Annotated in this window: 26 protein-coding genes; 11 read left to right on the top strand and 15 right to left on the bottom strand. The window is 73.1% G+C overall.

Translation table 11 applies throughout. The features are described 5' to 3' along the window. Nucleotides 1-10: 10 nt before the first annotated feature. Nucleotides 11-526, top strand: a complete 516-nt coding sequence (locus tag ABGB16_RS02740; RefSeq protein ID WP_347666351.1) for an alpha/beta hydrolase — start codon at nt 11-13, stop codon at nt 524-526. Here the strand turns inward: ABGB16_RS02740 and ABGB16_RS02735 are convergent. Genes ABGB16_RS02735 through ABGB16_RS02725 form a run of 3 tightly spaced genes read right to left on the bottom strand, consistent with a single transcriptional unit; the run spans nt 519 to nt 1,996 of the window. After that, nucleotides 519-1,043: a hypothetical protein gene (locus ABGB16_RS02735; RefSeq protein WP_347666350.1), complete on the bottom strand. Its 525-nt coding sequence runs from the start codon at nt 1,041-1,043 to the stop codon at nt 519-521. The two genes, ABGB16_RS02740 and ABGB16_RS02735, sit on opposite strands and share 8 nt — an antisense overlap. After that, the gene (locus ABGB16_RS02730) at nt 1,040-1,387 is read right to left on the bottom strand and encodes a hypothetical protein (protein WP_347666349.1); all 348 of its coding nucleotides are present in this window, start codon (nt 1,385-1,387) and stop codon (nt 1,040-1,042) included. Before ABGB16_RS02730 ends, ABGB16_RS02735 begins: the two co-directional genes overlap by 4 nt. A gap of 60 nt (nt 1,388-1,447) precedes the next feature. Next, nucleotides 1,448-1,996, bottom strand: coding sequence for a phosphoribosyltransferase family protein (locus ABGB16_RS02725; RefSeq protein ID WP_347666348.1), 549 nt, complete (start codon nt 1,994-1,996; stop codon nt 1,448-1,450). A 224-nt stretch (nt 1,997-2,220) separates the two neighbouring features. On the opposite strand from ABGB16_RS02725, the gene ABGB16_RS02720 reads away from it, so the two are divergent. From ABGB16_RS02720 to ABGB16_RS02705, 4 genes are all read left to right on the top strand, one after another. Then, complete coding sequence (locus ABGB16_RS02720; RefSeq protein WP_347666347.1) at nt 2,221-2,856, top strand: septal ring lytic transglycosylase RlpA family protein; 636 nt, start codon at nt 2,221-2,223, stop codon at nt 2,854-2,856. 122 nt (nt 2,857-2,978) lie between these two features. After that, nucleotides 2,979-4,106, top strand: coding sequence for a PP2C family protein-serine/threonine phosphatase (locus ABGB16_RS02715; protein WP_347666346.1), 1,128 nt, complete (start codon nt 2,979-2,981; stop codon nt 4,104-4,106). Nucleotides 4,107-4,311: 205 nt separating this feature from the next. Beyond that, on the top strand, nt 4,312-6,168 hold the full coding sequence (locus ABGB16_RS02710) for an acyl-CoA dehydrogenase (RefSeq protein ID WP_347666345.1): 1,857 nt from the start codon (nt 4,312-4,314) through the stop codon (nt 6,166-6,168). Nucleotides 6,169-6,385: 217 nt separating this feature from the next. Continuing rightward, nucleotides 6,386-6,655: a DUF6458 family protein gene (locus ABGB16_RS02705; protein ID WP_043961115.1), complete on the top strand. Its 270-nt coding sequence runs from the start codon at nt 6,386-6,388 to the stop codon at nt 6,653-6,655. Between the two features lie 108 nt (nt 6,656-6,763). On the opposite strand, the gene ABGB16_RS02700 is transcribed toward ABGB16_RS02705, so the two are convergent. Continuing rightward, the gene (locus tag ABGB16_RS02700) at nt 6,764-7,294 is read right to left on the bottom strand and encodes a histidine phosphatase family protein (protein ID WP_347666344.1); all 531 of its coding nucleotides are present in this window, start codon (nt 7,292-7,294) and stop codon (nt 6,764-6,766) included. A 115-nt stretch (nt 7,295-7,409) separates the two neighbouring features. On the opposite strand from ABGB16_RS02700, the gene ABGB16_RS02695 reads away from it, so the two are divergent. Further along, nucleotides 7,410-7,697: a DUF6458 family protein gene (locus tag ABGB16_RS02695; protein ID WP_347666343.1), complete on the top strand. Its 288-nt coding sequence runs from the start codon at nt 7,410-7,412 to the stop codon at nt 7,695-7,697. 92 nt (nt 7,698-7,789) lie between these two features. On the opposite strand, the gene ABGB16_RS02690 is transcribed toward ABGB16_RS02695, so the two are convergent. Further along, nucleotides 7,790-8,467, bottom strand: a complete 678-nt coding sequence (locus ABGB16_RS02690; protein ID WP_347666342.1) for a hemolysin III family protein — start codon at nt 8,465-8,467, stop codon at nt 7,790-7,792. 85 nt (nt 8,468-8,552) lie between these two features. Here ABGB16_RS02690 and ABGB16_RS02685 point away from each other — a divergent pair, with 85 nt between their 5' ends. From ABGB16_RS02685 to ABGB16_RS02675, 3 genes are read left to right on the top strand one after another with little or no spacing between them, the layout of a single operon-like run. Continuing rightward, nucleotides 8,553-9,164, top strand: coding sequence for an allophanate hydrolase subunit 1 (locus ABGB16_RS02685; RefSeq protein WP_347666341.1), 612 nt, complete (start codon nt 8,553-8,555; stop codon nt 9,162-9,164). After that, nucleotides 9,161-10,024, top strand: a complete 864-nt coding sequence (locus tag ABGB16_RS02680; RefSeq protein WP_347666340.1) for a biotin-dependent carboxyltransferase family protein — start codon at nt 9,161-9,163, stop codon at nt 10,022-10,024. Before ABGB16_RS02685 ends, ABGB16_RS02680 begins: the two co-directional genes overlap by 4 nt. Continuing rightward, on the top strand, nt 10,008-10,757 hold the full coding sequence (locus ABGB16_RS02675) for a 5-oxoprolinase subunit PxpA (protein WP_347666339.1): 750 nt from the start codon (nt 10,008-10,010) through the stop codon (nt 10,755-10,757). Before ABGB16_RS02680 ends, ABGB16_RS02675 begins: the two co-directional genes overlap by 17 nt. Nucleotides 10,758-10,785: 28 nt before the next feature. On the opposite strand, the gene ABGB16_RS02670 is transcribed toward ABGB16_RS02675, so the two are convergent. Then, nucleotides 10,786-12,618: an NHL domain-containing thioredoxin family protein gene (locus tag ABGB16_RS02670; protein ID WP_347666338.1), complete on the bottom strand. Its 1,833-nt coding sequence runs from the start codon at nt 12,616-12,618 to the stop codon at nt 10,786-10,788. 183 nt (nt 12,619-12,801) lie between these two features. On the opposite strand from ABGB16_RS02670, the gene ABGB16_RS02665 reads away from it, so the two are divergent. Continuing rightward, entirely contained in the window at nt 12,802-13,137 is a 336-nt protein-coding gene (locus ABGB16_RS02665; RefSeq protein ID WP_347666337.1) for a hypothetical protein, read from the top strand. A gap of 29 nt (nt 13,138-13,166) precedes the next feature. Here the strand turns inward: ABGB16_RS02665 and ABGB16_RS02660 are convergent, their stop codons facing one another. Continuing rightward, on the bottom strand, nt 13,167-13,478 hold the full coding sequence (locus tag ABGB16_RS02660; RefSeq protein ID WP_347666336.1) for a hypothetical protein: 312 nt from the start codon (nt 13,476-13,478) through the stop codon (nt 13,167-13,169). Nucleotides 13,479-14,046: 568 nt separating this feature from the next. Beyond that, nucleotides 14,047-14,778 carry a DUF4145 domain-containing protein gene (locus tag ABGB16_RS02655; RefSeq protein WP_347666335.1) on the bottom strand — a complete coding sequence of 244 codons (732 nt, stop codon included), beginning with the start codon at nt 14,776-14,778 and terminating at the stop codon, nt 14,047-14,049. Between the two features lie 283 nt (nt 14,779-15,061). Here ABGB16_RS02655 and ABGB16_RS02650 point away from each other — a divergent pair, with 283 nt between their 5' ends. Then, nucleotides 15,062-15,694 (top strand): hypothetical protein, encoded by a 633-nt coding sequence (locus ABGB16_RS02650; protein ID WP_347666334.1) that lies wholly within the window; start codon nt 15,062-15,064, stop codon nt 15,692-15,694. A gap of 51 nt (nt 15,695-15,745) precedes the next feature. Here the strand turns inward: ABGB16_RS02650 and ABGB16_RS02645 are convergent, their stop codons facing one another. The 7 genes from ABGB16_RS02645 to ABGB16_RS02615 all read right to left on the bottom strand — a co-directional run bounded on the left by ABGB16_RS02645 (nt 15,746) and on the right by ABGB16_RS02615 (nt 24,355). Beyond that, nucleotides 15,746-15,907, bottom strand: a complete 162-nt coding sequence (locus ABGB16_RS02645) for a hypothetical protein (protein WP_347666333.1) — start codon at nt 15,905-15,907, stop codon at nt 15,746-15,748. Nucleotides 15,908-16,012: 105 nt separating this feature from the next. Then, a complete protein-coding gene (locus tag ABGB16_RS02640; protein WP_347666332.1) occupies nt 16,013-16,891 on the bottom strand; it encodes an ABC transporter permease in 879 nt (292 codons plus the stop codon). Nucleotides 16,892-17,117: 226 nt separating this feature from the next. Then, nucleotides 17,118-18,899 (bottom strand): recombinase family protein, encoded by a 1,782-nt coding sequence (locus tag ABGB16_RS02635; RefSeq protein WP_347666331.1) that lies wholly within the window; start codon nt 18,897-18,899, stop codon nt 17,118-17,120. A gap of 25 nt (nt 18,900-18,924) precedes the next feature. Continuing rightward, nucleotides 18,925-19,056 carry a hypothetical protein gene (locus ABGB16_RS02630; protein ID WP_347666330.1) on the bottom strand — a complete coding sequence of 44 codons (132 nt, stop codon included), beginning with the start codon at nt 19,054-19,056 and terminating at the stop codon, nt 18,925-18,927. Between the two features lie 121 nt (nt 19,057-19,177). Continuing rightward, nucleotides 19,178-22,171, bottom strand: a complete 2,994-nt coding sequence (locus tag ABGB16_RS02625) for a hypothetical protein (protein WP_347666329.1) — start codon at nt 22,169-22,171, stop codon at nt 19,178-19,180. A gap of 344 nt (nt 22,172-22,515) precedes the next feature. Next, nucleotides 22,516-22,653: a hypothetical protein gene (locus ABGB16_RS02620; protein ID WP_347666328.1), complete on the bottom strand. Its 138-nt coding sequence runs from the start codon at nt 22,651-22,653 to the stop codon at nt 22,516-22,518. Between the two features lie 220 nt (nt 22,654-22,873). Next, nucleotides 22,874-24,355, bottom strand: coding sequence for a dihydrolipoamide acetyltransferase family protein (locus tag ABGB16_RS02615; protein WP_347666437.1), 1,482 nt, complete (start codon nt 24,353-24,355; stop codon nt 22,874-22,876). Between the last annotated feature and the right edge of the window lie 2 nt (nt 24,356-24,357).

Raw genomic sequence — 24,357 nt, 5'->3', positions numbered from 1 at the left:
GAGGCGGGCGATGGCGGACCGGCGTGCGGTGCTGATCCCGGGGCGGGGCTACGACACCCGGGCGCCGCTGTTCGCGTACGTCGGCGAGGCGCTGCGCCGCCGCGGCTTCGTCACTCACGAGATCAGCTGGCAGGTGCCACCGGACCTGGGCGCGGACCGGGCGGCGCTCTGGGTGACCGAGCAGGTCCTGCCGGCGCTGGCCGAGCCCACCGACCTGCTGGTCGGCAAGTCGCTCGGCAGCTTCGCCGCGCCGCTCGCGGCCGAGCACGGGCTGCGCGCGGTCTGGCTCACCCCGCTGGTGCGCCGCGCCGACGTGGCCGAGGCGCTGAGCCGGGCGAGCGACCCGTTCCTGCTCGTCGGCGGCACCGCCGACAGCCTCTGGGACGGTGCGGGGGCCCGCCGGCTCACGCCGCACGTGCTGGAGATCGACGAGGCCGACCACGGGCTGCTGGTGCCCGGCCCGCTGGCCCGCTCGGCCGAGGCGCTGGGCCGGGTCTGCACCGCGGTGGAGGAATTCGTCAGATGAGCCGCCCGGCGTGGTCGGCCGCCGCCAGCACCCGCTCGTCCCCGGTGGCCGCGTGCGCGTCGAGGACCGCGTCGGCCAGCTTCACCACGTGCTCGTCGCCGTGCCGAGCCGCCCGGTCGAACACCTCGGCCGGGGTACCGGGGGCCGCCGTGGCGGGTGGCACGCCGTCCGGCGGGGCGTAGACGGCGGTGACCGCCGCCGTCGCGGACCAGGCGGCGGCGAAGCTCGGCGCCCCGAGCGCGGGGTCGAGATCCGGCAGCACGCGCAGCACCGCCGTCGGCGCGGTCACCGCGTGCACCAGCATGACGGCGTTGCCGTGGGCGTACCGCAGATAGCCCAGGGCGGCGCGGTGCGTCAGCTCGACGAGGCCCCGCTCCGCCTCGGCCGGGGTCCGCGCCGGCCGCAGTGCCGCGAGCGCGGCCTCCCATTCCGGTACGTCCGGCAGCCGGCCGAGCCGCTCCAGGATGCCGCCGCTCTGGTCGGCGATCCGGGGCAGCCCGGCCAGCGCCGCAGTCACCCCCGCCCCGCCGGCCGCCGGCAGGGCCGTGACCTGAGTCGGCCCGGCCGTCGGGGCCGCGACCTCAGCATCCCAGGGCGGCCGGGTGGCCCCGACGCCAGCCAGTCGCCGGCGCGCTTCGGGTCGCCCAGCGCGGCCCGCCAGTCGTCGATCGGTCGTACGCCGCGGGGCAGCTCGTCCAGCCGGCGACGGTAGCCGTCCAGCCAGCGGTGTACGCCGTCGTCGTGCCCGTGCCGCACGAGGGCCTCGGCCGCCATGGGGCCGTGGTTGGTGAGCCAGCCCTCGTACTCGGGACCGGTCTGGTGCAGCCGCTGGTACGCCTCGTCCAGGATGCCGTAGTCCATACCGGGATCGTCCGACCTCAACCTCGTTTGAGGTCAATGCCTCGCGCCGAGGTCTCGCCCTCAGCCGAGCCGGGCGGCGTCGACCAGGCCGCGTACCCGCAGCTCGGCGGCGAGTTCGGGCGGACAGTCGACCACCACGGCGGACGCGCCGAGGACCTGGGCGCCCCGGGCGGCGCAGATCGCGTACAGGGCGCGGAGCTGGGCGCCGGTGGCTACCCAGTCGTCGACCACCAGCACCCGGTCCCCGGGGCCGAGGTGCCGGTCCCGTACCCCCAGGTCGACCCGGCGGCCCCGGAAGTCCGGCGGGCTCTGCGCCCACGTCGTCGGCCCGGCAGGCGCCCGCCCGTCCCCCGCCTTGTATGCGGGCACGAACCCGACCCCGAGTGCGGTGGCGGCGAGCGGGCCGAGCAGCAGCCCGGTGACGGCCGGGGCGAGCACCACGGTCGGCCGGGCGTCCCGGAACGGTTCCGCGAGGGCCGGCCCGAGGCGCGCCAGCACGTCCGCGTCGCGCCACCAGGCGGAGGCGTCGCTGACCAGGTGGCCGCTCTGCGGGCCGGGATCGATCCAGCGGAACAGCTCGACCAGACGTTCGCTCAGCTCGGCGGGCATGCCGACCATCGTGCGGCATCGCCGCGAGGGGGGCGGGGACGGCGCCGAAGTCCGCGCTCAGCCACCAGGCGCGGCCGGGGCCGTGCGGCCCACCTCGCCTCGGATGATCGGGTACACGTATGCGGGCAATTGCGAACATAACAGCATGATCACGTTGACTTCGGAAGTGCTTCTCTCGTTACGGTTCGGGCCGGTTTTGCTCAGTCGACGAAAGGACCGGACCGGTGGCTGGCAGGCACTCCCGCACCCGCTTCTCCCTCTCGCCGGCCGCGATCGCGGCCACCGCCGCCATCGGCGTCGCGCTCGTCGTCGGCGGGACCGTCGGCGCCGTGCACCTGACCTCCGGCGAGGCGTCGCCGACAGCCGCCGCAGAGACCCCGGCGGACATCCTCGCCGCCACCCCGTCGGCGTCGCCGAGCCCCAGCCTCTCGCCCAGCCCCAGCCCCAGCCTCTCGCCGAGCGCCACCGCCAGCCCGACGGCCACCCGGAGCCAGGCCGCGTCCCGGAGCAAGCCGCGGACCTCCGTGCCGAAGCCGACCGCCACGACCAGGAAGGCCGCGCCGACCAGCAAGGTCGTCGACAGCGGAACCTGCGGCGCGTCCTTCTACGACGAGGGGCAGATGACGGCCAACGGGGAGACCTTCGACCCGAGCGCCCTCACCGCCGCGCACAAGACGCTGCCGTTCAACACGAAGGTCCGGGTGACCAACCCGGCGAACGGCAAGTCCGTCACCGTGCGGATCAACGACCGCGGCCCGTTCGTCGCGGGCCGGTGCCTCGACCTGTCCCGCGCCGCCTTTGCGGCCATCGCGTCGGTCGACCTCGGCGAGTTGACCGTCCGGTACGAGGTGCTGGGCTGACGCGTACGCAACCGGCGATGGCCGAGGTGACCGGAGTCGATCAGCCCCGCTTCCGGGGCCGCCCGGGTAGAACATCATCGGATGACGGGCCAGGATCATTCACCCGTTCATCCGGATCAGGCATGCTGTCCTTCGTACGCACGCATGCCTTCCAGTCGGGCCGCGGCCCGCTGAGCCCAGGATCCCGCGCCGGCCTCGGCGCGGCCCTTGTCCTGCTCGCGATCGTCTCCGCGGTGGAGCTGGCGGACGGCCGTCCGGCGCACTACATCGCGCTGATGGTCGCCGCGCCCTTCCTCGCCGCGGCCCTCGCCTCCTGGCGGGTGGTGCTCGGGGTGGGAGCCGTGGCGACCGCCATCGGCTCCGCCTTCGCGCTCACCGAGCCGAGGACGTCCCTGGTCACCGCGGTCAACGTGGCCGGCATCGCGCTGGCCACCGGAATCGCGGCGGCGGTGGCGGCGGTACGCCAGCGGCAGGCCGAGCGGATCGCCGAGCTGTCCAAGCTGGCGGCGGTGGCCCAGCAGGCGGTGCTGCGTCCACTGGGCCCGCAGGTGGGCACCCTCATGGTGGCCGGGCGCTACATCTCCTCCAGCACCACCGCGGAGATCGGCGGCGACCTGTACGAGGCCATGGACACCCCGTACGGCGTGCGAATGATCATCGGCGACGTACGCGGCAAGGGGCTGGACGCGGTCCGGCTGGCCAGCATCGTGCTGGGCTCGTACCGGCACGTCGCGTACGAGCGGGCCGACCTGCGGGCCGTGGTCGCGGACCTGGACCGGGCGGTGGCCCGCAACGTCGGCGACGAGGACTTCGTCACGGCGGCCCTGGTCGAGGAGCGGGGCGGGACGTTGACCATCGTCAACTGCGGCCACCCGCCGCCGCTGCTGCTGCGCCGGGGCGCGGTGATCCCGCTGGAGCCGCCGGCCCCGGCCCCGCCGCTGGGCTTCATGCCGGTGGTCCGGCCCCGGGTGGAGCGCCTGGAGCCGGGCGACCGGTTGCTGCTGTTCACCGACGGCCTCGGCGAGGCCCGGCGGGACGGCGAGTTCTTCCCGACGGCGGACCGGGCATGGCGGCTGCTCGGCCACGGCACCGTCGGCGACGGTCTGGCGTCGCTGGAGACGGCCCTGGTCGAGTGGGTGCATGGCCGGCTCGACGACGACATCGCCCTGGTTCTGATGGAGTACGCGGGCCCGGTCAGCGACGCGACCGCACCCGTACCGAGCTGGGAGCTCGGCGCCGCCGAGGGCTAGCCGACCCCGGCGGAGCCTCGCGCGCCCGCCGCCCGGGCGTGCCGCCGGCCGGGCCCCGTCGTGCTTCGGTCGCCGGCCGCCGACGGGCGAAGTCGGAATGTGTAATCGCCGTCACTTCCGCGAGCGGCTTGTCGCTTCCTACCGGCGAGTAATACAGTCTTGGTTACTGATCGGTAACACGTGTCCGGAAGCGGGGCCTGCGAGCATGACCCACTACAAGAGCAACCTTCGGGACCTCGAGTTCAACCTGTTCGAGGTCTTCGGGGCGGACCGGACGTTCGGCCAGGAGCCGTACACGGATCTGGACGTCGACACCGCCCGCAGCTTCCTCTCCGAGGTCGACCGCCTGGCCCGCGAGGACCTGGCCGCCAGCTACGCGGACAGCGACCGCAACCCGCCGGTCTTCGACCCGGCCACGCACACCGCGCCGCTGCCGGAGTCCCTCCGGAAGTCGTACCAGGCGTTCATGGACTCCGAGTTCTGGCGGCTGGACCTCCCCGAGGCGCTGGGCGGCACCAGCGCCCCGCGCGCCCTCTGGTGGTCGATCGCCGAGCTGGTGCTCGGCGCGAACGCGCCGATCTGGATGTACGCCTCCGGCCCGTCCTTCGCCCACGTGCTGTACGCCGAGGGCACCGAGCGACAGAAGAAGTGGGCCAGGATCCTCGTCGACAAGCAGTGGGGCTCCACGATGGTGCTCACCGAGCCTGACGCCGGCTCGGACGTCGGGGCCGGCCGCACCCGCGCCATCCCGCAGCCCGACGGCTCGTGGCACATCGAGGGCGTGAAGCGGTTCATCACCTCGGGCGAGCACGACCTGTCCGACAACATCGTCCACTACGTGCTGGCCCGCCCGGTCGGCGTCGAGGGCGTGGGCGGCGCGGGCACCAAGGGCCTGTCCCTGTTCGTCGTGCCGAAGTACCACTTCGACGAGGAGACCGGCGAACTGGGCGAGCGCAACGGCGTCTTCGCCACCAACGTCGAGCACAAGATGGGCCTGAAGGCCTCCAACACCTGCGAGATGACCTTCGGCGAGCACGGCGTGCCCGCTAAGGGCTGGCTGCTGGGCGAGAAGCACGACGGCATCCGGCAGATGTTCATGATCATCGAGTACGCCCGGATGATGGTGGGCACGAAGGCCATCGCCACCCTGTCGACCGGCTACCTGAACGCGCTCGAGTACGCCAAGAACCGGGTGCAGGGCGCCGACCTGATCCAGACGGCCGACAAGACGGCTCCCCGGGTCACCATCACCCACCACCCCGACGTGCGGCGTTCGCTGATGCTTCAGAAGTCGTACGCCGAGGGGCTGCGGGCGCTGGTCTGCTACACCTCGTCCTGGCAGGACAAGGTCGCCATCGCCGAGGCGGCGGGCGACGAGCAGGCCACGAAGCTGGCCAAGCGGGTCAACGACCTGCTGCTGCCGCTGGTCAAGGGCGTCGGCTCGGAGCGGGCGTACGAACTGCTCGGCCACGAGGCGTTGCAGACCTTCGGCGGCTCCGGATTCCTCCAGGACTACCCGCTGGAGCAGTACGTCCGGGACGCCAAGATCGACACCCTGTACGAGGGCACCACGGCGATCCAGAGCCTCGACCTGGTCTTCCGAAAGATCGTCCGGGACAACGGCAAGGCCCTGCTGACGGTCGCCGGGGAGATCCAGGAGTTCATCACCTCCGAGGGCGGCAACGGCCAGCTCAAGGAGGAGCGGCAGGCGCTCGGCAAGGCGCTCGCCGAGGTGCAGACCATCCTCGGGGTGCTGACCGGCTGGCTGGGCGAGGCGCAGGGCGGCGACGCCCGCGCGCTATACAAGGTCGGCCTCAGCAGCCGCCGGTTCCTGCTCGCTGTCGGCGACCTCGTCGTCGGCTGGCTGCTGCAGCGGCAGGCCGACGTCGCGTTGCGCGCCCTGGCCGGCGAGGTCTCGGCCGCCGACAAGGCGTTCTACACCGGTAAGGTCGCCGCCGCGAGGTTCTTCGCCCGCGAGGTGCTGCCCCGCATCGGCGCCGACCGGCGGATCATCTCCAACGTCGACCTGGACGTCATGGACCTCCCGGAGGAGGCGTTCTGAGCCGCTGAAGGGCAGCTCAACGACACCGACGGCCGGCGGGCGGACAGCCCGCCGGCCGTCGCCGCGTGGCCCTTCCGTCGCGTCGCCCGCGTGTCGGTCCGCGTGGCCTTGTCCGCTATGGCGGACGCCGTCCCGGGTAGTTGCCGGCCCCGGCGGGTAACCGTGGCTCGGACGTCAATGAACGCCCAGAGCCACCGCACGGGGGAGTGCAGCGCACATGGGCATTGGTAGCGGAATCTTCCTCATCGCCATCGGCGCGATTCTGACCTTCGCCATCCGGGCCAACGTCTGGTGGGTGGACCTGCGCGCGGTCGGCTGGGTGTTCATCCTGGCCGGACTGGCCGTGCTGCTCACCACGCTCTGGTTCTGGCAGGACCGGCGCAAGCGGGCGCGCACCCTGATCGTCGAGGAAAACAGACTTTCCCACCCGACGGCGATGATGCCGCCGCCGCCCGACCCGCCGCCGCCGACGGCGCCGCCGTCCTGAGCGACCCCGAAACGCAGGGGCCCCGGTCGCACCGGGGCCCCTGCCAGGTTTGCGGGGCCGACGGTGAGCCGGGCGGCCGGTGCGTTGACGAGGGCCCTTCCTCGTGCCTCAGCCGCGGGCGGTGTGCCGGGCGGTGATGTCGGCGTGGACCAGTTCCGCCCAGGGCTGCCGCGTGCGGTGCACGACCACGTCCGTGGTACGCAGGCCCTCCCTGTCGGCGCGTACCGGGTCGAGCAGGGCGGAGAGCAGCGAGACGCCCGGGTTGTGGGCGACCAGCAACACCGTCTCCGCGTGCGTCGGCAGCGACCGGAGCAGCGTCAGCAGGTCCCCCGGGCGGGCCTCGTACACGGCCGCCTCGTAGCGCACCACAGGTGCCGATCCGGCGGGCCCCGCCTCGTCCGGCGAGCCGGTCATGCCCATCGCCACCCCGTGCCACGTCTCGCGCGTACGCCGGGCGGTCGAGCAGAGCACCACGTCCGGCAGGAGGGCGTGCCGGGCCAGCCAGGCGCCGGCGGCTGCCGCGTCCGCCCTGCCGCGGGTGGTCAGGCCCCGGTCCGCGTCCGGGCCGTCCCCCGGCGGCTCCGCCTTGGCGTGCCGCACCAGCACCAGCGTCCGTTCCATGCCTCCCGGGTCCGTCATGGCACAAGCTTGCCCGATTGGCGATCACCACGCCTGGGTATGAGGTTGCGTGCCGCAACCTCATCCATGGCCGCGGCGGGTAGAAGCGCCAGCTGATAGCCAAGGAGGCGACAAGATGGGCATCGGTGCCAGCATCTTCCTCATCGCGGTGGGTGCGATCTTCGCGTTCGCCGTGCAGGCCGACCTGGGGTGGCTGGACGTCAGCGTCGTCGGCTGGGTGCTGATGCTCGCCGGCGTCGTCGGCCTGCTCACCACCCTCTACTTCTGGAACAACCGGCGGCGCACCGTGGTCGCCACGCCGGTGCGGGAGGACCACGTGGTCGCCGACCGGGTCGTCCCGGTGCAGGACGACCGCGTCGTCGAGGAGTACCGCGAGGTGCGGCGCCCGCGCCGTACGGTCTGACTCCCCGAGCCGGACTGCGGGGGCCCGCGAGGGGGCGGGCCCCCGCAGTCACGTCCTGATCGACGGGATCGGGCCGGAAGGGCCGCGCACAGTCAGGCGAAGAGGGCGAAGTAGATCGCGATGTGGTGGCAGATCGCCGCGACCAGGGTGCAGGCGTGGAAGAACTCGTGGTGGCCGAAGACCGTCGGCCACGGGTTGGGCCGGCGCAGCGCGTAGAAGACCGCACCCACGCTGTAGACGGCGCCGCCGACCGCGAGCAGCACCAGCGCGGTGACCCCGCCCTCCCGCAGGATCTGCGGCAGCATCGTGACCGATACCCAGCCGAGCGCCAGGTACAGCGGGGCGGAGACCCAGCGTGGGGCGTGCGGCCACACCAGTTTGAGCGCCACGCCGGCCAGCGCGCCGCCCCAGACCAGGCCGAGCATCAGCGCCGCGTGCCCGACGTCGAGCAGCAGGACGCAGAACGGGGTGTACGTGCCGGCGATGAACACGAAGATCATCGAATGGTCCATCCGGCGCATGACCTGGAAGCCGCGCTCTGTCCACACCCGGCGGTGGTAGAGCGCGCTGGTGCCGAAGAGCCCGCAGACCGTGAGGCTGTAGACCAGGCAGCTCACGAAGGGGGCCCAGCCGGGGCGGGCGGCGGCGATCGAGCAGAGCACGGCGCCGCAGGCGACCGCGACGAAGAACGCGTAGGTGTGCAGCCAGCCGCGCATCCGGGGCTTACCGATGTCGACCGGCCTGAGTCGAGGCGGTGCGGGGATCGTCACGTACTCAGGTTACGACACCGTAGGTTACTGGCAGGTATGGCCATCCCCGTGCCTGGCCAGAGGGACGATCGGGGATCATGGCGGGATGCGGATGCGGCCCGTCGGGAGGAACGCCCTGCTGCTCGACTGCGACGACCCCGACCAGGTGGAGGCGTGGCGCGCCGAGCTGTGGCACCGCCGGGCGGCCGGCGAACTGGACGCCGCCGACATCGTCCCGGCGGCCCGCACCGTGCTGCTCGACGGGGTATCCGACCCGGAGCGGGCCGCCGCGCTCGTCGCCGGCTGGACCCCGCGCCCGGCGGACCCCGCCGCGCCCGCCGCCCAGGTCGAGGTCCCCGTCACGTACGACGGGGAGGACCTGCCGGTCGTCGCCGGCCACTGGGGCGTGGACGTGCCCGACGTGGTCGCCCGCCTCGCCGGCACGCCGTTCCGGGTCGCCTTCTGCGGCTTCGCGCCCGGGTTCGCGTACCTGACCGGACTGCCGCCGGAGCTGGCGGTGCCCCGGCTGGCCACACCCCGACCCCGGGTGCCGGCCGGATCGGTCGCCCTGGCCGGCGAGTACGCCGGCATCTACCCCAGCGCCTCGCCGGGCGGCTGGCTGCTGGTCGGCCGTACCACGCTGACCCTGTTCGACGTACGCGCCGACCCGCCGGCCCGGCTCACCCCCGGCACCCGGGTCCGCCTGGTGACCGCGTGATCCCCACCAGCCGGCTGGAGGTGCTCCGGGCCGGGGCGCTCACCACCGTCCAGGACCAGGGCCGGCCCGGCTGGGCGCATCTCGGCGTACCCCGGTCGGGGGCGCTCGACCCGGCGGCCCTGCGGCTGGCCAACCGCCTCGTCGGCAACCCCGAGACCGCCGCCGGCCTGGAGACCACCCTGACCGGCTGCGAGCTGCGACTCACCCGGGCCGGCACGGTCGCGGTCACCGGCGCGGAGGCCGACGTCCGGATCGGCGACCGGCCCGGCGACGTCGGCCGCCCCCTCTCCGTGCCGGCCGGCGCGGTGCTGCGGATCGGCCCCGCCCGGCACGGGCTGCGCAACTGGCTCGCGGTCGCCGGCGGGATCGCCGTCGAGCCGGTGCTCGGCAGCCGGTCCACCGACACCCTCTCCGGCCTCGGCCCGCCCCCGCTGTCCGACGGCGACAGCCTGCCCCTCGGGGCCCCCTCCGCCGACCCCGCGCCGGTGGACCTCGCCCTCGGGTCGCCCGTGCCGACGGAACTCCGGCTCACGCTGCGCCCCGGCCCCCGGCAGGACTGGTTCACCCCGGCCGCGCTCGACCTGCTGTGCTCCACCCCGTACACCGTGAGCCCGGTGAGCAACCGGGTCGGCGCGCGACTGACCGGCGTGCCGCTGCACCGCGCGGTGGCCGGGGAACTGCCCAGCGAGGGGCTCGTGCTGGGCGCGGTGCAGGTGCCGGCGGACGGGCAGCCCCTGGTATTCCTCGCCGACCACCCGACCACCGGCGGCTACCCCGTCGTCGGGGTGGTGGACGACGTGACCCCGCTCGCGCAGGCGCGGCCAGGCACTACGGTGAGGTTCCATGGACCTGAACGCTGACCTCGGCGAGGGATTCGGCATCTGGCGGCTCGGCGACGACGAGGCGCTGCTGGACGTCGTGACCTCGGCGAACGTCGCCTGCGGCTTCCACGGCGGCGACCCGTCCACCATGCGCCGGGTCTGCGCGGCCGCCGCCGAGCGGGGCGTGGCGATCGGCGCGCAGGTCGGCTACCGCGACCTCGCCGGCTTCGGCCGCCGCCACATCGAGTACGGCTTCACCGAGCTGCGCGACGAGGTGACGTACCAGATCGGCGCGCTCGACGCCTTCTGCCGCGCGTTCGGCACCCGGGTCCGCTACCTCAAACCACACGGCGCGCTCTACCACGCGGCGGCCGTGGACCAGGCCCAGGCCGCCGCGCTGGTCGCCGCGGTCAACGACTACGACCGCGAGCTGCCGGTGCTCTGCGCGCCCGGCTCGGTGCTCGCCCAGCTCGCCGTCGGCGCGGGCGTACGGGTCGTCGCCGAGGGCTTCGCCGACCGGGGCTACCTGCCCAACGGATCGCTGGTGCCGCGCACCGCCCTGGGGGCGCTGGTCACCGACCCCGACCAGGTGGCCGAGCGGGCCGTCCGCATGGCCACCGAGCGGACGGTGGTGGCGGTGGACGGCACAATCATCCCCTGCCAGGTCGACTCGATCTGCCTGCACGGAGACACCCCCGGCGCCGTGGCGTCCGCCACCATGGTGCGCGCCGCGCTGCTCGACGCGGGGGTGCAGCTGACTCCGTTCGCCTGATCCGGCGTGGTCCGCTGGGCGGTGGCGGTCAGGCGTCCAGGCCGCGCAGGACCAGCGGAAGCCGCGCGGCGGCCCCCGCGACCACCCGGACCGGTACGCCCCAGTCCTGCCGGGTCAGGTGGCAGGCCGCGTGCTCGGCGTCCGCGTCGCACGTCGCCGCCTGCGCCGTCACCTGGAGCACCCCGCCCGGCACGGCGTCGTTGACCACCAGCCGGCGGGACAGCTCCGTTCCGGTGCCCGCGCCCTCCAGCAGCAGCTCCGGCGGGGACGCGGAGACCACCAGCCGGGTCGACGGCCCGAACGTGTCGTCCAGCTTCTGCCCCGGGGCCGGCGTGAAGACCACGTCCAGCGTCACCTCGCCGGCCGCCACGTCGGTCGGCTTCCGCTCCGTTCGGTGCCGCGGGCCCTCGACAGTGCTCGCCCCGGCGGCGGTCAGCGCGCCCGGGGCCAGCCTGGTCAGCCGGTGCGCCGCCGACTCCACCACCAGCACCCCGCCGTCGGCGGTGAGCACCAGGTCGCTCGGCTCGGCCAGCCCGTCGGCGACCGTGCCGACCAGGTTCGTCTCGGGGTCGTAGCGGCGGACGGCGCCGTTGTACGTGTCGGCGATCAGCACCGAGCCGTCCGGCAGCGCGCAGACGCCCAGCGGGTGCTGCAACAGCGCCCGGTCGGCCGGGCCGTCGACGTGGCCGAAGTCGAACAGCCCCTGCCCGACGGCCGTGCCCATGACGCCGTTCCGGACGTACCGGACAGCACTGGTCTCGCTGTCGGCGATCCAGAGCCGGCTGCCGTCCGCCGAGACGGACAGGCCGGACGGCTGAGCCATCCACACCTCGGCCAGCGGGCCGTCGCGCAGCGCCTCGACCGTGGTGCCGGCGTACATGCCGGCGGTGCGCTTGATCGGGTCGAACCACCAGAGCTGGTGGATGCCGGCCATGGCGACGACGATCCGGTCGTCGTACCAGGCCAGGTCCCAGGGGGAGGAGAGGTCGACGGAGAGCGCGTCGTGGGCGTGGTCGTCGACGGTGGACCGCCACTGCCGCCCGGTGCCGGCCACGGTGAGCACCTCGCCGGTCTCCAGCCGTACGCCCCGCAGCAGGTGGTTGACGGTGTCCGCGACCACCAGGTCGTACCCGGCCACCTCCGCGACGTGCTCCGGGAGCAGGCAGACTCCCTGCGGCTCGGAGAAGCCGGCTGTGCCGGCCGGGCCGTCGGCGCGACCCCGGCTGCCCGAACCGATCCGGCGCAGCACCGTCTCGCCGTCGGGGGCCAGCTCGACCAGCGAGTGCCGGGCCGAGTCGGACACCAGCAGATTGCCGTCGCGGAGCACGACGGCCTTGCCGGGAAATCGCAGGGTGGTCTCCGGCTCGGCGGGCGGCACGTACGGGCCGTCGCCCCGGTGCAGGGTGCCCTTCGCCTCGTGGGTGACGACCAGCTCGTCGATCAGCCGGGCCAGCCCCTCGGCGTGCCCCTCGCCCGCCATGGTGGCCACGACGTAGCCCTCGGGGTCGATCACGGCCAGCGTCGGCCAGGCCCGGGCTGCGTACTGCTGCCACATGTCCAGCTCGGGATCGTCGAGTACGGGGTGGTGCACGCCGTACCGCTCCACGGCGGCGGCGAGGGCGTCCGGGTCCTTCTCGTGCTCGAACTTCGGCGAGTGGACGCCGATCACGACCAGCACATCGGCGTACTTCTCCTCGAGCGGACGCAACTCGTCGAGCACGTGCAGGCAGTTGATGCAGCAGAAGGTCCAGAAGTCTAGGATCGTGCAACGACCTTTTAGCGACTCGATCGTCAGGGCCTTGCCGCCTGTGTTCAACCAGGCACGACCTCGCAACTCTGGCGCGCGCACTCGCGGAGACATGACTCCATCATGCCGCACCATCGGCGACCAGCCTGCGCGCCGAGGAGGCGGGAGAGGTGTACGCGACACCGCCTCGCCCAGCGTGAGAGATGACGTCGCAGTGCGGTAGCGACCTCCTGCGAGGCGGTAGACCTCTGGAGGCCCGACAGGCGCGGCCAGGTCGCCGAGGCCGACGAGCGCAGTGTGCTCGCGGTTACGACGCTCCTCGACGACCTCGACGCGACGCACGACGACAGACGTCGCAGTGACGCGGACGACGACGGCGGGGTAGGAGTCGTCGCCGACGTTGATCGTCGCGCCTATAGCGACGACCGGGCGCGGCCCGTGTCGCCCGGCCTGCGGGCCGACGAGGTCGACGCGAGGCGCGAAGGTCGGACGGGTCGGGCAGGAGGGTGCAGGGGTGACGTCGAGGGTCATGCGGGCAAACTAGTCGATACCTACGACGCTGTCGGGGGTCGTCGAGGGGATGGTGAGAGCACCTCAGAAACGCGAAAAGCGCTCGCCGAGGTAGACACCTAGGCGAGCGCTTCGTCGCGTCGTAGGGCCTCCTACGAGGGGTCGGCGGGGACGTTCTCGGCTGCGACCTCTTCGGGCAGCACGAGGTAACGCGTGCCGATCAGACGCTCGCCGGTCATCGAGGCAGCGAGGCTCGCGACCCGGCCGTCGGTCATGATGCGCGGTCGAGGTGCCTGCGACGGCGTCACGCCCCAGGCGTCGCGGTCGTCGGGCTGGTGCGGGTCGTGCCGGGGGACGTAGTCCCAGACCGCGCGATGCGCTTTCACGTAGCGGTCGACGACCGGCGCGAGGTCGACGCGCGCGAGGCCGTAGGCGCGGGCCTGCTCGACGGCGTCAGCGATCACCTCGCGAGCGACCAGCGCGAGAGGCGACGCGAGGCGAGGTCGAGGTGCGGGCGAGCAGCCGCGGGGAGGGTCGAGGGCGACGCGAGCGAGGTCGAGGGCGAGGCCCGAGGGCGGGGGCATTTTTGGTCGGATGACGCTCCACCTGCTCTCTCTATTGGTTGCCGAGAGAGAAGAGAGAGAGCGAGAAGTCAGGTCCATATAAAGGGCTGGTGGAGCGTCACAATTCCAAAAGTGCCCCCAGCTCTCCAGCCTTCTCGGCGTCGCGCTCGCGTCGTCGAGGGCGTCCCCGCCCCCTCCTCGGCGACCTCACGGCGCGCGCCGCGCAGCTCGACCAGCTCGTCGGCGTCGCCCAGCTCGTCGAGGTCGACCAGGCCGTCGAGGTCGTCGCCGCCTCGGAAACGCAGAAGCCCGGCACCTCGCCGAAGCAAGGCACCGGGCCGTCAGGGGCGCTCGCCTCACGCGAGCGCGGGTCATGGTGGGTCGCTGTCGCCATCGTTCATCGAGGCGGCTCCTTCGAGGTCGGCGTCAGGTCGTCATATGACCTATGCGCCGGAAGGGATCAACGTGTTCACCGGCCGGTGAACGTCGACTGGGCTGGAGCCGGGGCGTCTCGAACAGTTGATTCCTTCGTCGCACCCATCCTGGCAAGGCGCGCTTTCCTTGCTCTGGCAACCCGCGCCGGGGACTGGAAGACCTCCAAGAGCACCTCATCCATCAATGTCAAGGTGAGGTCGGCGTCCTCGGCCGAGACAGGGTCGACGAAGTCGCCATGCGCCATGTCGTTGCCGAAGTGGCGAATCTCGTGCGCCCCCTCCTTGATGTGTTCACGGATAATCCGCTGTTCTGCCATCTGCTCGATCTTCGAGTTGAGACTGCCGCTCCTGATGCCCATCTCCTTTGCAGTCGCCTCGATAACCGCTCGGGCGAGCATCAGGCAGGCTCGGTACGCGTTGATCTCCCGCGACTTGTGAGCCTCCGTCGCCGCTTCGGCGATGTGAACAGGAACGTCTGCGAAGGCGCGGCCAGTCGGTTGCGCGAGCGGGAGCCATTCGAGCCGATCGTTGAAGGAGTCAAGGACTCTAAAGATCTCCTCGGCATACATATCTGGGTCAAGCTCAGAACCACGGAGCGTGATGCGGGCAAGGTTTGTCTTACCGCAAGAGTTGCACCTAAAGGCGGCCATCAACGTCAACGGCGGGCGCTCGCCAGGTCCCTCGCGACCTTCCTGCACGGCGACCTCGCCACCGCTCGGCGACATATGGGCCAACCGCCGACACCACCCACAAGTCCTGCTCGCCACGACGAGAGCCTACCGCTGCCCATCAGCGCCCGCCGGCCGGCAAGCGACGAAGGGGCCGGCGGCCAAGCGGCGCGCCGGCGCTTGGGCGGTCACGACAACGCGGGTACGCGGTCACGCGGCCACCGTGGTGCCCGCCCGGCCGGCGCGCGCTTCCTACATCCGCCTGCGAAGCGGCAACGCGGCCAGGGCAGCGACTCGCATCGACGACGAGGCACATATACCGGTGGCGAAGCCCCAGGACGCCAACGGAGAATGCAAGCGCAGCTCGATCGAGGGGGCCGGCGTGGCAGAGCACGAGACGGGGTCACACGACGAGGAGTCGGCCTGGCCGTCAAAGGCAAGCGACCTTCACGCCATAGGGGACAACTGGCAACATCACGCCCAGATCGGGTGGCAGAGGGGAAACCCGTATGGGCCGATGGCTGGTTATCGTCGCGCGGCTGAGGTCCTGGCCACGCATATTGCCGGCTGCCGCTTTGACAACGACCTTCTCATCTACCCCTTTGCAAACTGCTGGCGTCATCACATAGAGCTGCACCTCAAAAGCCTACTAAACGATCTCCGACATCTCCAGGGCCAGCCGTCGGTTAACCGGCCACACCACAAGATCGACGCTCTTTGGGGCGAGGTCCGCCCGCTGATTGTCGCGGCCCACGGTCAGCACAAGGAACTTGGACATGTCACCCGCGTCCTAACCCAGCTCGCGAAACTCGACGCCGACGGCCAAGAATTCAGATACAGCGTCCGAAAAGATGGACACCCAGCGTTGCGGGGTGTCGACCGGCTCGACCTTAACGAGTTCCATAACGCGCTACTCGGCGTCTCGGACTACCTGGCCGCCGTGGATGCGGCAACAGACAATGAACAGAGGGCCAAGGACGAGATCGACGAGTACTACAGCGACTTCTACGGGTAACTCCTGCCCAGGGCCGACCGGCCAGCGACCGGCCGACCCTGCTGGGGGCGGTTAGACGGCGGCCGTGGCCATCATCGCGCGGGCGGCCGACACATGCCGGCGGGCCGCGCGCTGGTCGCAACTGTCGGCGACGCCGACAAGCGTCGAGGCGAAGTGTGGTTTGAGCGGCGCTTCACTCGACGAGTCGCACCTCGCGAGGTCGTCTTCGTGCACGAGGGGCGAGGCTACTTCCCGCAGCGGCACGACGCGTCGCTCGTGTAAACGCGCGAGAGCGCCCCACGACGTCGAGGTCGTAGGGCGCTCCTGGGCGGTGCTGGTCTACTCGTCGGCGTCCTCGTGCATCAGGTGCGCGAGCGCAGCAGCCATGCCCAGCACTGCGACGGGCAGACAGGCGACCAGCGTCGTTATCTGCCACGGCGCAGCCTCGATGCCCGCAGCGACGAGCAGGTGGTATGCGACCTGGCCGAGGGCGCCCACGACGAGCGAGCCGATGCCGGACCACTTCGCGAACCTGCGAGCGCGTCGCGGGACGTCGCCAGACAGCCACGCCCGCAGCGAGTAGGCGGCGTAGACCTCGACGCCCACCGGCAGCGTTATCGCAGTGTTGACGCTGAAGGAGTCTGCGATGCCGGGCAGCGGGTGCACGACACCGAACCCGGTGAGTGCGCCCCGGCCCACCCAGCCGGACCAGATCGCGACGAAGGCGGGCAGGCCGATCAGCACGAGCGGCCACGTCGAGACTCGACGAGGTCGACGCGACGCAGGGCGGGTGCCCAGGTGTCCACCGGGCGCGACCTGCGGCGACTCCTCGACGGGCGAGGCGGGCGGGTGCTCGACGAGCACAGGCGACGAGACTCGATCAGACTCGCCAGGCGCGGCCAGTACGTCGGGCGTACCTGGCGCAGACCTGGTGGGCGTCGAGGTCAGACCTGGTACGCCCAGGGCAGACCCGGCAGGCGCGGGCGAGACTGGCACCAGACCCGGCGCAGACTCGGCGAAGGTCCACGGGTCCGGGACGACCTCAGCGGCGGCAGCCTCAGCGATCAGAGCGCCGCGCAGGGCGGTCGCCTTCGGCGCGCCTACGCGCAGGTCGGACATGATGCGGTTACGCGAGGGGATTCCGCCCACCTCCTCGACGAGGTTACGGGCGGCGGGCAGCAGCTCGTCGAGCGAACGAGCAGGGGCGGGGGCGGTCATCGCGCGCCCCCGTTCGGCCGGGCGGCGGTCGCGACGACAGCGGCGAGAGTCGCGAGGTACGCGACGAGGCCCCGAGCGGGGCCGGCATAGGCAGCGACGAGGCGCGCCGAGCGCCAGGTAGGGTCGGACATAGCGAGACCTCCTACGTCTCGTTAGGGCCTCGGGCAGCGCTGCAATCGCTCGCTCGGGGCCTGCTTTATTTGGTTGTGGTGCGAGGTGGTGCGGTCTAGGCGGTGAGCATCGCGCGAGCAGTCTTCAAGTACTCGTAGGCGGTCCTCGTCGAGCGCCCGATAACCTCGGCGACCTCTCGCGCCGTGGCGGACGGGTTCTCGGCCAGGAGGGCAGCGACCTTCGCGGCCGTCTCGTCGACCACAGGCGCGGGGTGCGAGGTCGTGCCGTCCGCCCAGACGATCAGCAGACGCTCCTCGGGCTTGAATCGCAGGCCCTGTCGACCAGCGCGCGTAACCTCGACCTTCGCGACGGCCAAGCCGAGCAGACCTCGACGCTCCCCCTCGGGCAGGTCAAACCACGCAGGGATGCCCTGCGCGAGGTCGAGCAGCGGCGAGATATCAGCCTCAGGCATGGGCAGGCTCGCGAGAGCGTCCTCGGCAGCCTTCACCTTCGCTCGAAGCTCGGGCATGACCTCGGCGGCGTCCTCTTCATTGAAGGTGCCCGCAGCGACCAGGCGGCGCACGCGAGCGAGGTCGGCGCGGGCGGCGTCGAGCGCGTCCTGCGCGGCATCGCGGGCGGCCAGGTCTTCGGGCGCGACGCGAGCGACCCAGGCGTCTGCGACTGCTTCGAGCAGCGGGTCGCCGGGCTCCAGCGCGGCGAGGCGACGCAGGAAAGCGAGCGCGACGGCTTCGTCGGTGTCGGCGACAGGTGCGCTGAAACCTACACAGCCCTTCGCGTTGCCGTAGTTGCCGCAGCGGTAGACCTTGCAGGTAGTGCGCCCGCTGCGCTGCGTGCGTGAGCCGCAGTGGGCACAGGTGAGGACGTCTGCGAGAAACGACGTGCTGGGTCGATCGCCGACCTTCACGAAGCGACCATTGCGGGCGCTAACCTCTGCGCGCTGATCGACGAGCTTTAGCAGGCGAGCGCGTTCGGCAGGAGTGATGACACCTTCGCCGAGGCTCACCGTCTGGCCCTTCTCGTCGAGGTAGGGCTCTGCGGTCGCCTTCCATCGACCCGAGGGCAGCTTCTCGCGGATCGACTGGAGTCCCGCCCAGCCGGGCGACCGGATGAGGTTGGCGACCGTCCCGATGCCCCAGGTCTTACCGCGCGGGGACGCGACGCCTTCGTCGTTAAGGCGCTTCGTGACGCCCCAGATCGTCTCGCCTGCGAGCAGCTCGTCGGCGATGCGTCGAGCGATCGGGAACGTCTCCGGGTCGCGCACCAGCTTCCCGCCTTCGTTGCGCGTGCCGTACGGGGCGGGGCCGCCCAACCAGGCGCCCTCAGCGCGGCGGAAGCGCTTCGCGCGAGACACGCGCTTCGAGAGGTTCTCGATCTCCTCGCGGGCCAGCTCGGCGCGGAGGATGTGCTCCATACGACGACGGGAGTCGCCCGTGTCGGTGCCGTCCACGCCGAGGATGCGACGCGAGCCGTCGGCGTGCTCGTCGAGGATGCGGCCGATCTCGACTGCTCCTCGACGGTCGGCGCGGTCCAGCGCCCAGACGAGGAGCGTGCGGAAGCGGTCGCCGACGCGCAGCTCGGCGAGTGCCTTCATCCACTCTGGGCGGGCCTTCAGCGAGTAGCGAGACGCGCCGGTGCCTTCGCGCTCGATGAAGACTGCGACGACGGCCAGGCCGAGACGCGCGGCGAGGTCGCGCTCTTCTGCCTCCTGCTCGGCCAGCGAGCGCCCGTTACGGGCGTCGCCTTCTGCGTTCTTGTGCGACCTGCGCAGGTAGAGGGCGCAGCAGCGGGACGGGTCGAGCAGCTCGCGAGGGGAGCAGGAGCGCTGTCGCTCGGGGTCGAGGTGTACAGGGTCGAGGGGGATGTCAGGGGCGGTCATGCGGCGGAGCGTAGCAGCAGGTTTGTTAGACCTTCGTGTACGCCAAAAATTCTGCGATCGTGATCTTGCCGCGTAGATCGGACAGCTTCAGGTCCCGCCCACCGGTGTTCAGCCAGCCCCGTCCGCGCAGCTCCGGAGCCCGTACTCGTGCGCTCATGCCCTCAGTCTGCCCGACGGGCGCGGCCCGACCCGCCCGCCCCCGCGGCCGGTTCGATCACACCACCCGTACGACGAAGGCGGGGCCACGGTGTCCGTGGCCCCGCCTTCCCCGCGTCGCGTTACTTGCTCGCCGGCTTGAGGCAGAGCACCCGGTCGGCCCCGCTGCCGGGCAGGACGACGTACGGCTGAGCCGGGTCGGCGCACTTGTCCTTGTTGTCGGCCCGCGAGACCACGGTGAAGGAGCCGGCCTCGCCGCAGGTCGCCGCCGCCGCGGTGCCGTCCGACTGCTTGACGCACGAGCCCACGGCCGGGTTGAAGCCCGCCGGCTTCTCGTCGCCGCCGACCTTGCCGAGCAGGAACAGCAGGCCCAGCGGCACGGCCAGGATCAGCACGGCGGCCAGCAGCACGACGGCCAGCACCCGGCCGTTGCGGACCTTCGGCGTCGGCGCCTCGGCCTTCGGCTCGGCGGCGTCCGGCTTGAACGAGTCGAACCGGTTCTGCTCCGGCTCCGCGCCCCACGGCGGGGCAGCCTGCTGCGGGCCGCCGGCCTGGTGGGGACCGCCGGCTTGGTGGGGACCGCCGGGCGGGAAAGCGGGCGGGAACCCGCCGTGGTCCGGCTCGCCGAACGGGTTCGGGCCCGCGCCGTGGCCGCCGGCCGGTGTGCCCGGGCCACCGAACCGCTCATCCGGACGCTCGGGGCCGCCGTGCGGGCGGGTCCCGTTCATCGGCCGGTTACTGGGGACCGGGTCCGCGAACGACGGCATGCCGGACGGGAACGCGGGCGGGGCCATCCCCGGCCCGTCGCCGAAGCCGTGCTGCTGCGTCGGCTCCCCGAAGCCGTGCTGCTGCCCAGGCCCGTCGCCGAATCCGTGCTGCTGGGCCGGTTCTCCGAACCCGTGTTGCTGGGCCGACCCGTCGCCGAAACCGTGCTGCTGCGGCTCGTCGAACCGCAGCGGTCCCCGGTCGTCGTACCGGCCCTGCGTGCCGGGGTCGTCGTACCGCGCCGGGGGCGGGTTGTGGTCGGCATGGAACGCCGGCTCCTCCGCCTGCGCCGGCTCGGCGACCGGCTCCGGACGGGAGGGGCGGCCGTAGACCCGGGGCTGGGGCGCGGGCGTGCCACCGGGGTGGACCGGCTGGTCGGTCGGCGCCACCCGGCTGGCCATCGGCACGGAGGCGCTCGCCGAGATGCTCCCGCCGCCGGCCGGTGCCTCACCGCCCGACACGGGCACGGCGGCCCGGGCGGACGCGCCGGATTCCGCCGAGGCCCGCGGAGCGGGCACGAACGGGCCGGCGGGTGACTGGGGATCCTCCGTCCGGCCCCACCCGGCGTCGACGCCCGCCGACTCCGTTCCGGGCTGCTCGGCGCGGGCCGGCGGCTCGCCCCCGGGGGCGAACTGGGCCGGCGGCGCGTAGTCGGCCGGCGGCGCGTAGTCGGCCGGTGGGGCGTAGTCGGCCGGCGGGGCGGCGGCCAGGCTGGCGCCCGGCACGCGCTGCTCCTGCGGCGGCAGAGGGACGGCGTTGGCCGGCGAGATCCCGGGCGCCGGGGCCGGCTGGTACAGCGGCCGGTCCTTCGGCTGGTCGGGCTCCCACCCCCCGGCGGCCTGCTGCTGCGCGGCGGCTTCGGCCTCGGCGCGACCCCATGCCTCGCCCGGCGCCCACGGCTCGACGTCCGGCACGGCGGGCCGCTCGGCCGACCACGGCTGCGGGTCCTCCGCCGGGGCGCCCCAGGCGGGTTGCCCATCGACGCCGACACCCCCGGTGGCGCGGGCCGGTGGCACGGAGGTGGGCTCGGCCGACGCCCAGCCGGGCGCCTCCGGGCGAGCGTCCTGCTGCGCTGGCGCCGGGGCACCACCCCACGCGCCGGCCTGGCCCGATTCGTCCGCGGCGGGCCAGGCACTTGGCTGGGGCTGGTCGTCGCGCTGCCCCGCCGTCGCCGTCCAGCCGCCCGAGCGGGCCGGGTCGTCCTGCTGCTCGGCGGGCGCTCCCGCCGTCCAGCCGCCGGAGCGGGCGGGGTCGTCGGGGTTGTGCCACGCCTCCTGCGGCGGGCTGGCGGGGACGCGGGCGGCGCCACGGGCGGCGGGCTCGGCCTGGCCCCAGGCGGGCGGGGCCTGCTCGGCCGCCCCGGGCTGCTGCTCCGCCGGCGGGCCCGCCGTCCAGCCACCCGAGCGCGCCGGGTCGTCCTGGGCGGCAGCCGGGGAGCCGGCGACCCAGCCGTCCGAGCGGGCCGGGTCGTCCTGCTGCTCGGCGGGCGCTCCCGCCGTCCAGCCGCCCGAGCGGGCGGGGTCGTCCTGCTGGGCCGCGTTCCAGCCGCCGGAGTGGGCGGGGTCGTCCTGCTGGGTTGCGTTCCAGCCGCCGGAGCGGGCTGGGTCGTCGGGGTTGTGCCAGGCCTCCTGGGGAGGGTTGGCCGGGCCGGGGACGCGGGCGGCGCCGCGGACGGCGGGCTCGGCCTGGCCCCAGGCGGGCGGGGCCGGTTCGGCCGCTCCGCCCCAGGCGGGCGCCGGCTGGTCGGGCTGCGCCCCCCAGGCGGGCTGGACGTTGCCGTTCGGCGCGGGCTGGCCGGGGGTCCAGGCGGGGGCGCCCTGCTCGCCCTGGCCGGGGGTCCAGGCGGGGCCGCCTTGCTCGCCCTGGCCGGGAGTCCAGGCGGGGGCGCCCTGCTCGCCCTGACCGGGGGTCCAGGCAGGGCCGCCCTGCTCGCCCTGTGCGTACGCCGGCTGGTCGGACTGGGTCCAGGCGGGCTGCGTGGCGGCGGGCTGCTGCTGCCCCCAGGCCGCGGGCTCGCCCGGCTGTGGCTGTGGCACCTGGGCGGCTCCCCGGGCGGCGGCCGACGGCTGGTCGCCCGGCGGCGTGGCGCCCCACGGGTTGCCCTGCGGCGCGGTCCACGCGGCGGTCGGGGGCTGGTCGTTCGGCGGGACTGGGACGGCGCCCCAGGCCGCGGTCGGCGGCTGGTCGTGCTGTGCCGCCCAGGCGGGCGCGGGCGGGTTCGGCCGGGCGGCGGGCGGTGGGGGTGCCCAGCCCAGGTCCGGGTTGGCGACGCCGTACGGCGCCGGTGCGCCGGCGCCCGGCGACACCTCGTCCGGCTGCTGGCCGGGGTGGTGCGGGCCCTCGGACGTCATCGGTGCGCCTCCTCCATGACATGTTGGCCGCCGATGCCGACCCGGTGCGTCGGCGAAGCCGGCGCCGCCGGGGGTACCGGCCGTGCGGGCTCCCCGCACCGTATCCGGTGGCCGTCCATGGCGTCCGGGGAGCACCGGCCGTCACTCCGCGTAGTCGGACGGTGTCGAGCAGCTTCTATCGAGCGCGACGGGTCCGGGTGGGCGGCCGACGACCGAGTCCCAACCGTACCGGGCGGTGTCGCGAGGCGGAATCCCGGTGTCAATCGGTCCGGAACGCCGATGACCCGCCCGGGGTCCACCGGGCGGGTCATCGAACTGGAGGAGGCGAGGAGAGTCGGTGTGAGTCAGCTCATGTGACGCTGGGCGATGGCGAGAAGCTCCTCGCGAACCGCGGGCGAGGTGGCGGAGCGCAGCGCGTGCTCGATGGCACGGGCGCGGCGGTTGGCGTCGCGGCGGTTGCGGATTCGCTCGATCATGCTCATCTGGGTCTCAGCTCCTGGCTATTCGGTTGTCGGCCCCTGATGTCTCTATTCAAGCGCATCCCGACCCGAACTTCCATCGATTATTAGGTGAGCTCCGCCACCTGCCTAAGGATCGTAGGCTCACAGGGCCTGATGGCCGACGTTCTTTCCCCAATGGACACGGCCGGTGTGCCGGGCGTTCACCCGTGGCACACCGGCCGTGGTTGGTGCTACTCGACCGTCAGGTCCAGGCCAGCAGCGCCGCCTCCGGGTCGGTCAGGAAGTCCCCGACGTCGCGTAGGAACTTCGAGCCCAGCTCACCGTCGATGATCCGGTGATCGAAGGACAGGCCCAGCGTGGTGACCTGGCGGGGACGGACCTTCCCCTTGTGCACCCAGGGCTGCTCGCGGACCGCGCCGAAGGCCAGGATCGCCGACTCGCCCGGAGGCAGGATCGGCGTGCCGGTGTCCACCCCGAACACCCCGACGTTGGTGATCGTCAGGGTGCCGGCGGACATGTCAGCCGGCGAGGTGCGGCCGGCCTTCGCCGTCTGCACCAGGTCGGTCAGCGCGTCCGCCAGCTCCCGGAGCGAGAGCCGGCCGGCGTCCTTGATGTTTGGCACGATCAGGCCGCGTTCGGTGGCCGCCGCGATGCCCAGGTTGACGTACTCCTTGACGACGATCTCGTCGCCGGCCCAGGTCGAGTTGACCATCGGGTGACGCTTGACCGCCAGCAGCACCGCCTTGGCGACCAGCAGCAGCGGCGAGATCCGGACGTCGCGCCACTCGCGCCGGCCGCGGAGCCGGTCCAGGGCCTTCATCGCCCGGGTCACGTCGACGGTCAGGAACTCCGTCACGTGTGGGGCGGTGAAGGCCGAGCGGGACATGTTCTCGGCCGTGAGCCTGCGTACCCCCTTGACGGGGATGCGCCGCTCGCGGTCCGCGCCGAAGCTCGCCGCGGCGGTGGCCGGGGCCGCGGCCGTCAGCGGCTCGGCCGCCGTCGTGGGGGCGTCCGCCGCCCGCTGGACGTCCTCCCGGGTGATCGAGCCCTGCGGGCCCGACCCGGTCAGCGCGGCCAGGTCGACGCCGAGGTCCTTGGCGAGCTTGCGCACCGGTGGCTTGGCCAGCACCAGCCCGCCGGTCCGGCCGCCACCATTGACGGCCGGCGCGGCCGGCGCGGTGACGACCGGGGCCGGTGCCGCCGCGACCTGCGCCGGGACCGTGCTGGCCTGCGCCGGGGCTGCGCTGGCCTGCGCCGGGACGCCGCCCTTGCGGGGCCGCCGCTTCGCCGCGGTGGTACGCGGGCCGTAGCCGACGAGCACGGCCGTCCGCCCGCCCGGGGCGACGCCGCCGATCAGACCCGGCTCGACCATGCCCTCGCTCGGGGCCACCTCGACCGCGGCCAGCGACGCCGCCGACGGGGTGGGCAGGTCGGAAGCCGGGGCAGCGGTGGTCGACGCCTCGACCGGCCCGGCGCCCGGGTCGGTGTCGATCGCGATGATCGGGGTGCCGACCTCGACCGTGCTTCCCTCCGGGTGGAAGATCGCGTGCACCTGGCCGGCCCACTTCGCCGGGATCTCGACGGCCGCCTTGGCCGTCTCCACCTCGACGATGGGCTGGTTCAGCTCGATGACGTCGCCGACCTTGACCAGCCAGGCGAGGATCTCGCCCTCGGTCAGGCCCTCGCCCAGGTCGGGAAGGTTGAACTCCTTGATCCGCGACATGC

Origin of the sequence: Micromonospora sp. B11E3 (assembly GCF_039871625.1) — a bacterium.
Taxonomy (GTDB): domain Bacteria; phylum Actinomycetota; class Actinomycetes; order Mycobacteriales; family Micromonosporaceae; genus Micromonospora.
Note: the sequence above shows the minus strand (reverse complement) of the source record. Positions and strands in the feature narration are given on the sequence as shown.

Bases quoted from the DNA above. Each gene is read 5' to 3' on its own strand.
- ABGB16_RS02685 (WP_347666341.1), top strand. From the start codon at position 8,553: ATGCGGATGCGGCCCGTCGGGAGGAACGCCCTGCTGCTCGACTGCGAC.
- ABGB16_RS02625 (WP_347666329.1), bottom strand. From the start codon at position 22,171: ATGACGTCCGAGGGCCCGCACCACCCCGGCCAGCAGCCGGACGAGGTG.
- ABGB16_RS02740 (WP_347666351.1), top strand. From the start codon at position 11: ATGGCGGACCGGCGTGCGGTGCTGATCCCGGGGCGGGGCTACGACACC.
- ABGB16_RS02700 (WP_347666344.1), bottom strand. From the start codon at position 7,294: ATGACGGACCCGGGAGGCATGGAACGGACGCTGGTGCTGGTGCGGCAC.
- ABGB16_RS02630 (WP_347666330.1), bottom strand. From the start codon at position 19,056: ATGAGCGCACGAGTACGGGCTCCGGAGCTGCGCGGACGGGGCTGGCTG.
- ABGB16_RS02715 (WP_347666346.1), top strand. From the start codon at position 2,979: ATGCTGTCCTTCGTACGCACGCATGCCTTCCAGTCGGGCCGCGGCCCG.
- ABGB16_RS02635 (WP_347666331.1), bottom strand. From the start codon at position 18,899: ATGACCGCCCCTGACATCCCCCTCGACCCTGTACACCTCGACCCCGAG.
- ABGB16_RS02730 (WP_347666349.1), bottom strand. From the start codon at position 1,387: ATGGACTACGGCATCCTGGACGAGGCGTACCAGCGGCTGCACCAGACC.
- ABGB16_RS02705 (WP_043961115.1), top strand. From the start codon at position 6,386: ATGGGCATTGGTAGCGGAATCTTCCTCATCGCCATCGGCGCGATTCTG.
- ABGB16_RS02620 (WP_347666328.1), bottom strand. From the start codon at position 22,653: ATGAGCATGATCGAGCGAATCCGCAACCGCCGCGACGCCAACCGCCGC.
- ABGB16_RS02695 (WP_347666343.1), top strand. From the start codon at position 7,410: ATGGGCATCGGTGCCAGCATCTTCCTCATCGCGGTGGGTGCGATCTTC.
- ABGB16_RS02670 (WP_347666338.1), bottom strand. From the start codon at position 12,618: ATGTCTCCGCGAGTGCGCGCGCCAGAGTTGCGAGGTCGTGCCTGGTTG.
- ABGB16_RS02640 (WP_347666332.1), bottom strand. From the start codon at position 16,891: ATGACCGCCCCCGCCCCTGCTCGTTCGCTCGACGAGCTGCTGCCCGCC.
- ABGB16_RS02675 (WP_347666339.1), top strand. From the start codon at position 10,008: ATGGACCTGAACGCTGACCTCGGCGAGGGATTCGGCATCTGGCGGCTC.
- ABGB16_RS02725 (WP_347666348.1), bottom strand. From the start codon at position 1,996: ATGCCCGCCGAGCTGAGCGAACGTCTGGTCGAGCTGTTCCGCTGGATC.
- ABGB16_RS02615 (WP_347666437.1), bottom strand. From the start codon at position 24,355: ATGTCGCGGATCAAGGAGTTCAACCTTCCCGACCTGGGCGAGGGCCTG.
- ABGB16_RS02710 (WP_347666345.1), top strand. From the start codon at position 4,312: ATGACCCACTACAAGAGCAACCTTCGGGACCTCGAGTTCAACCTGTTC.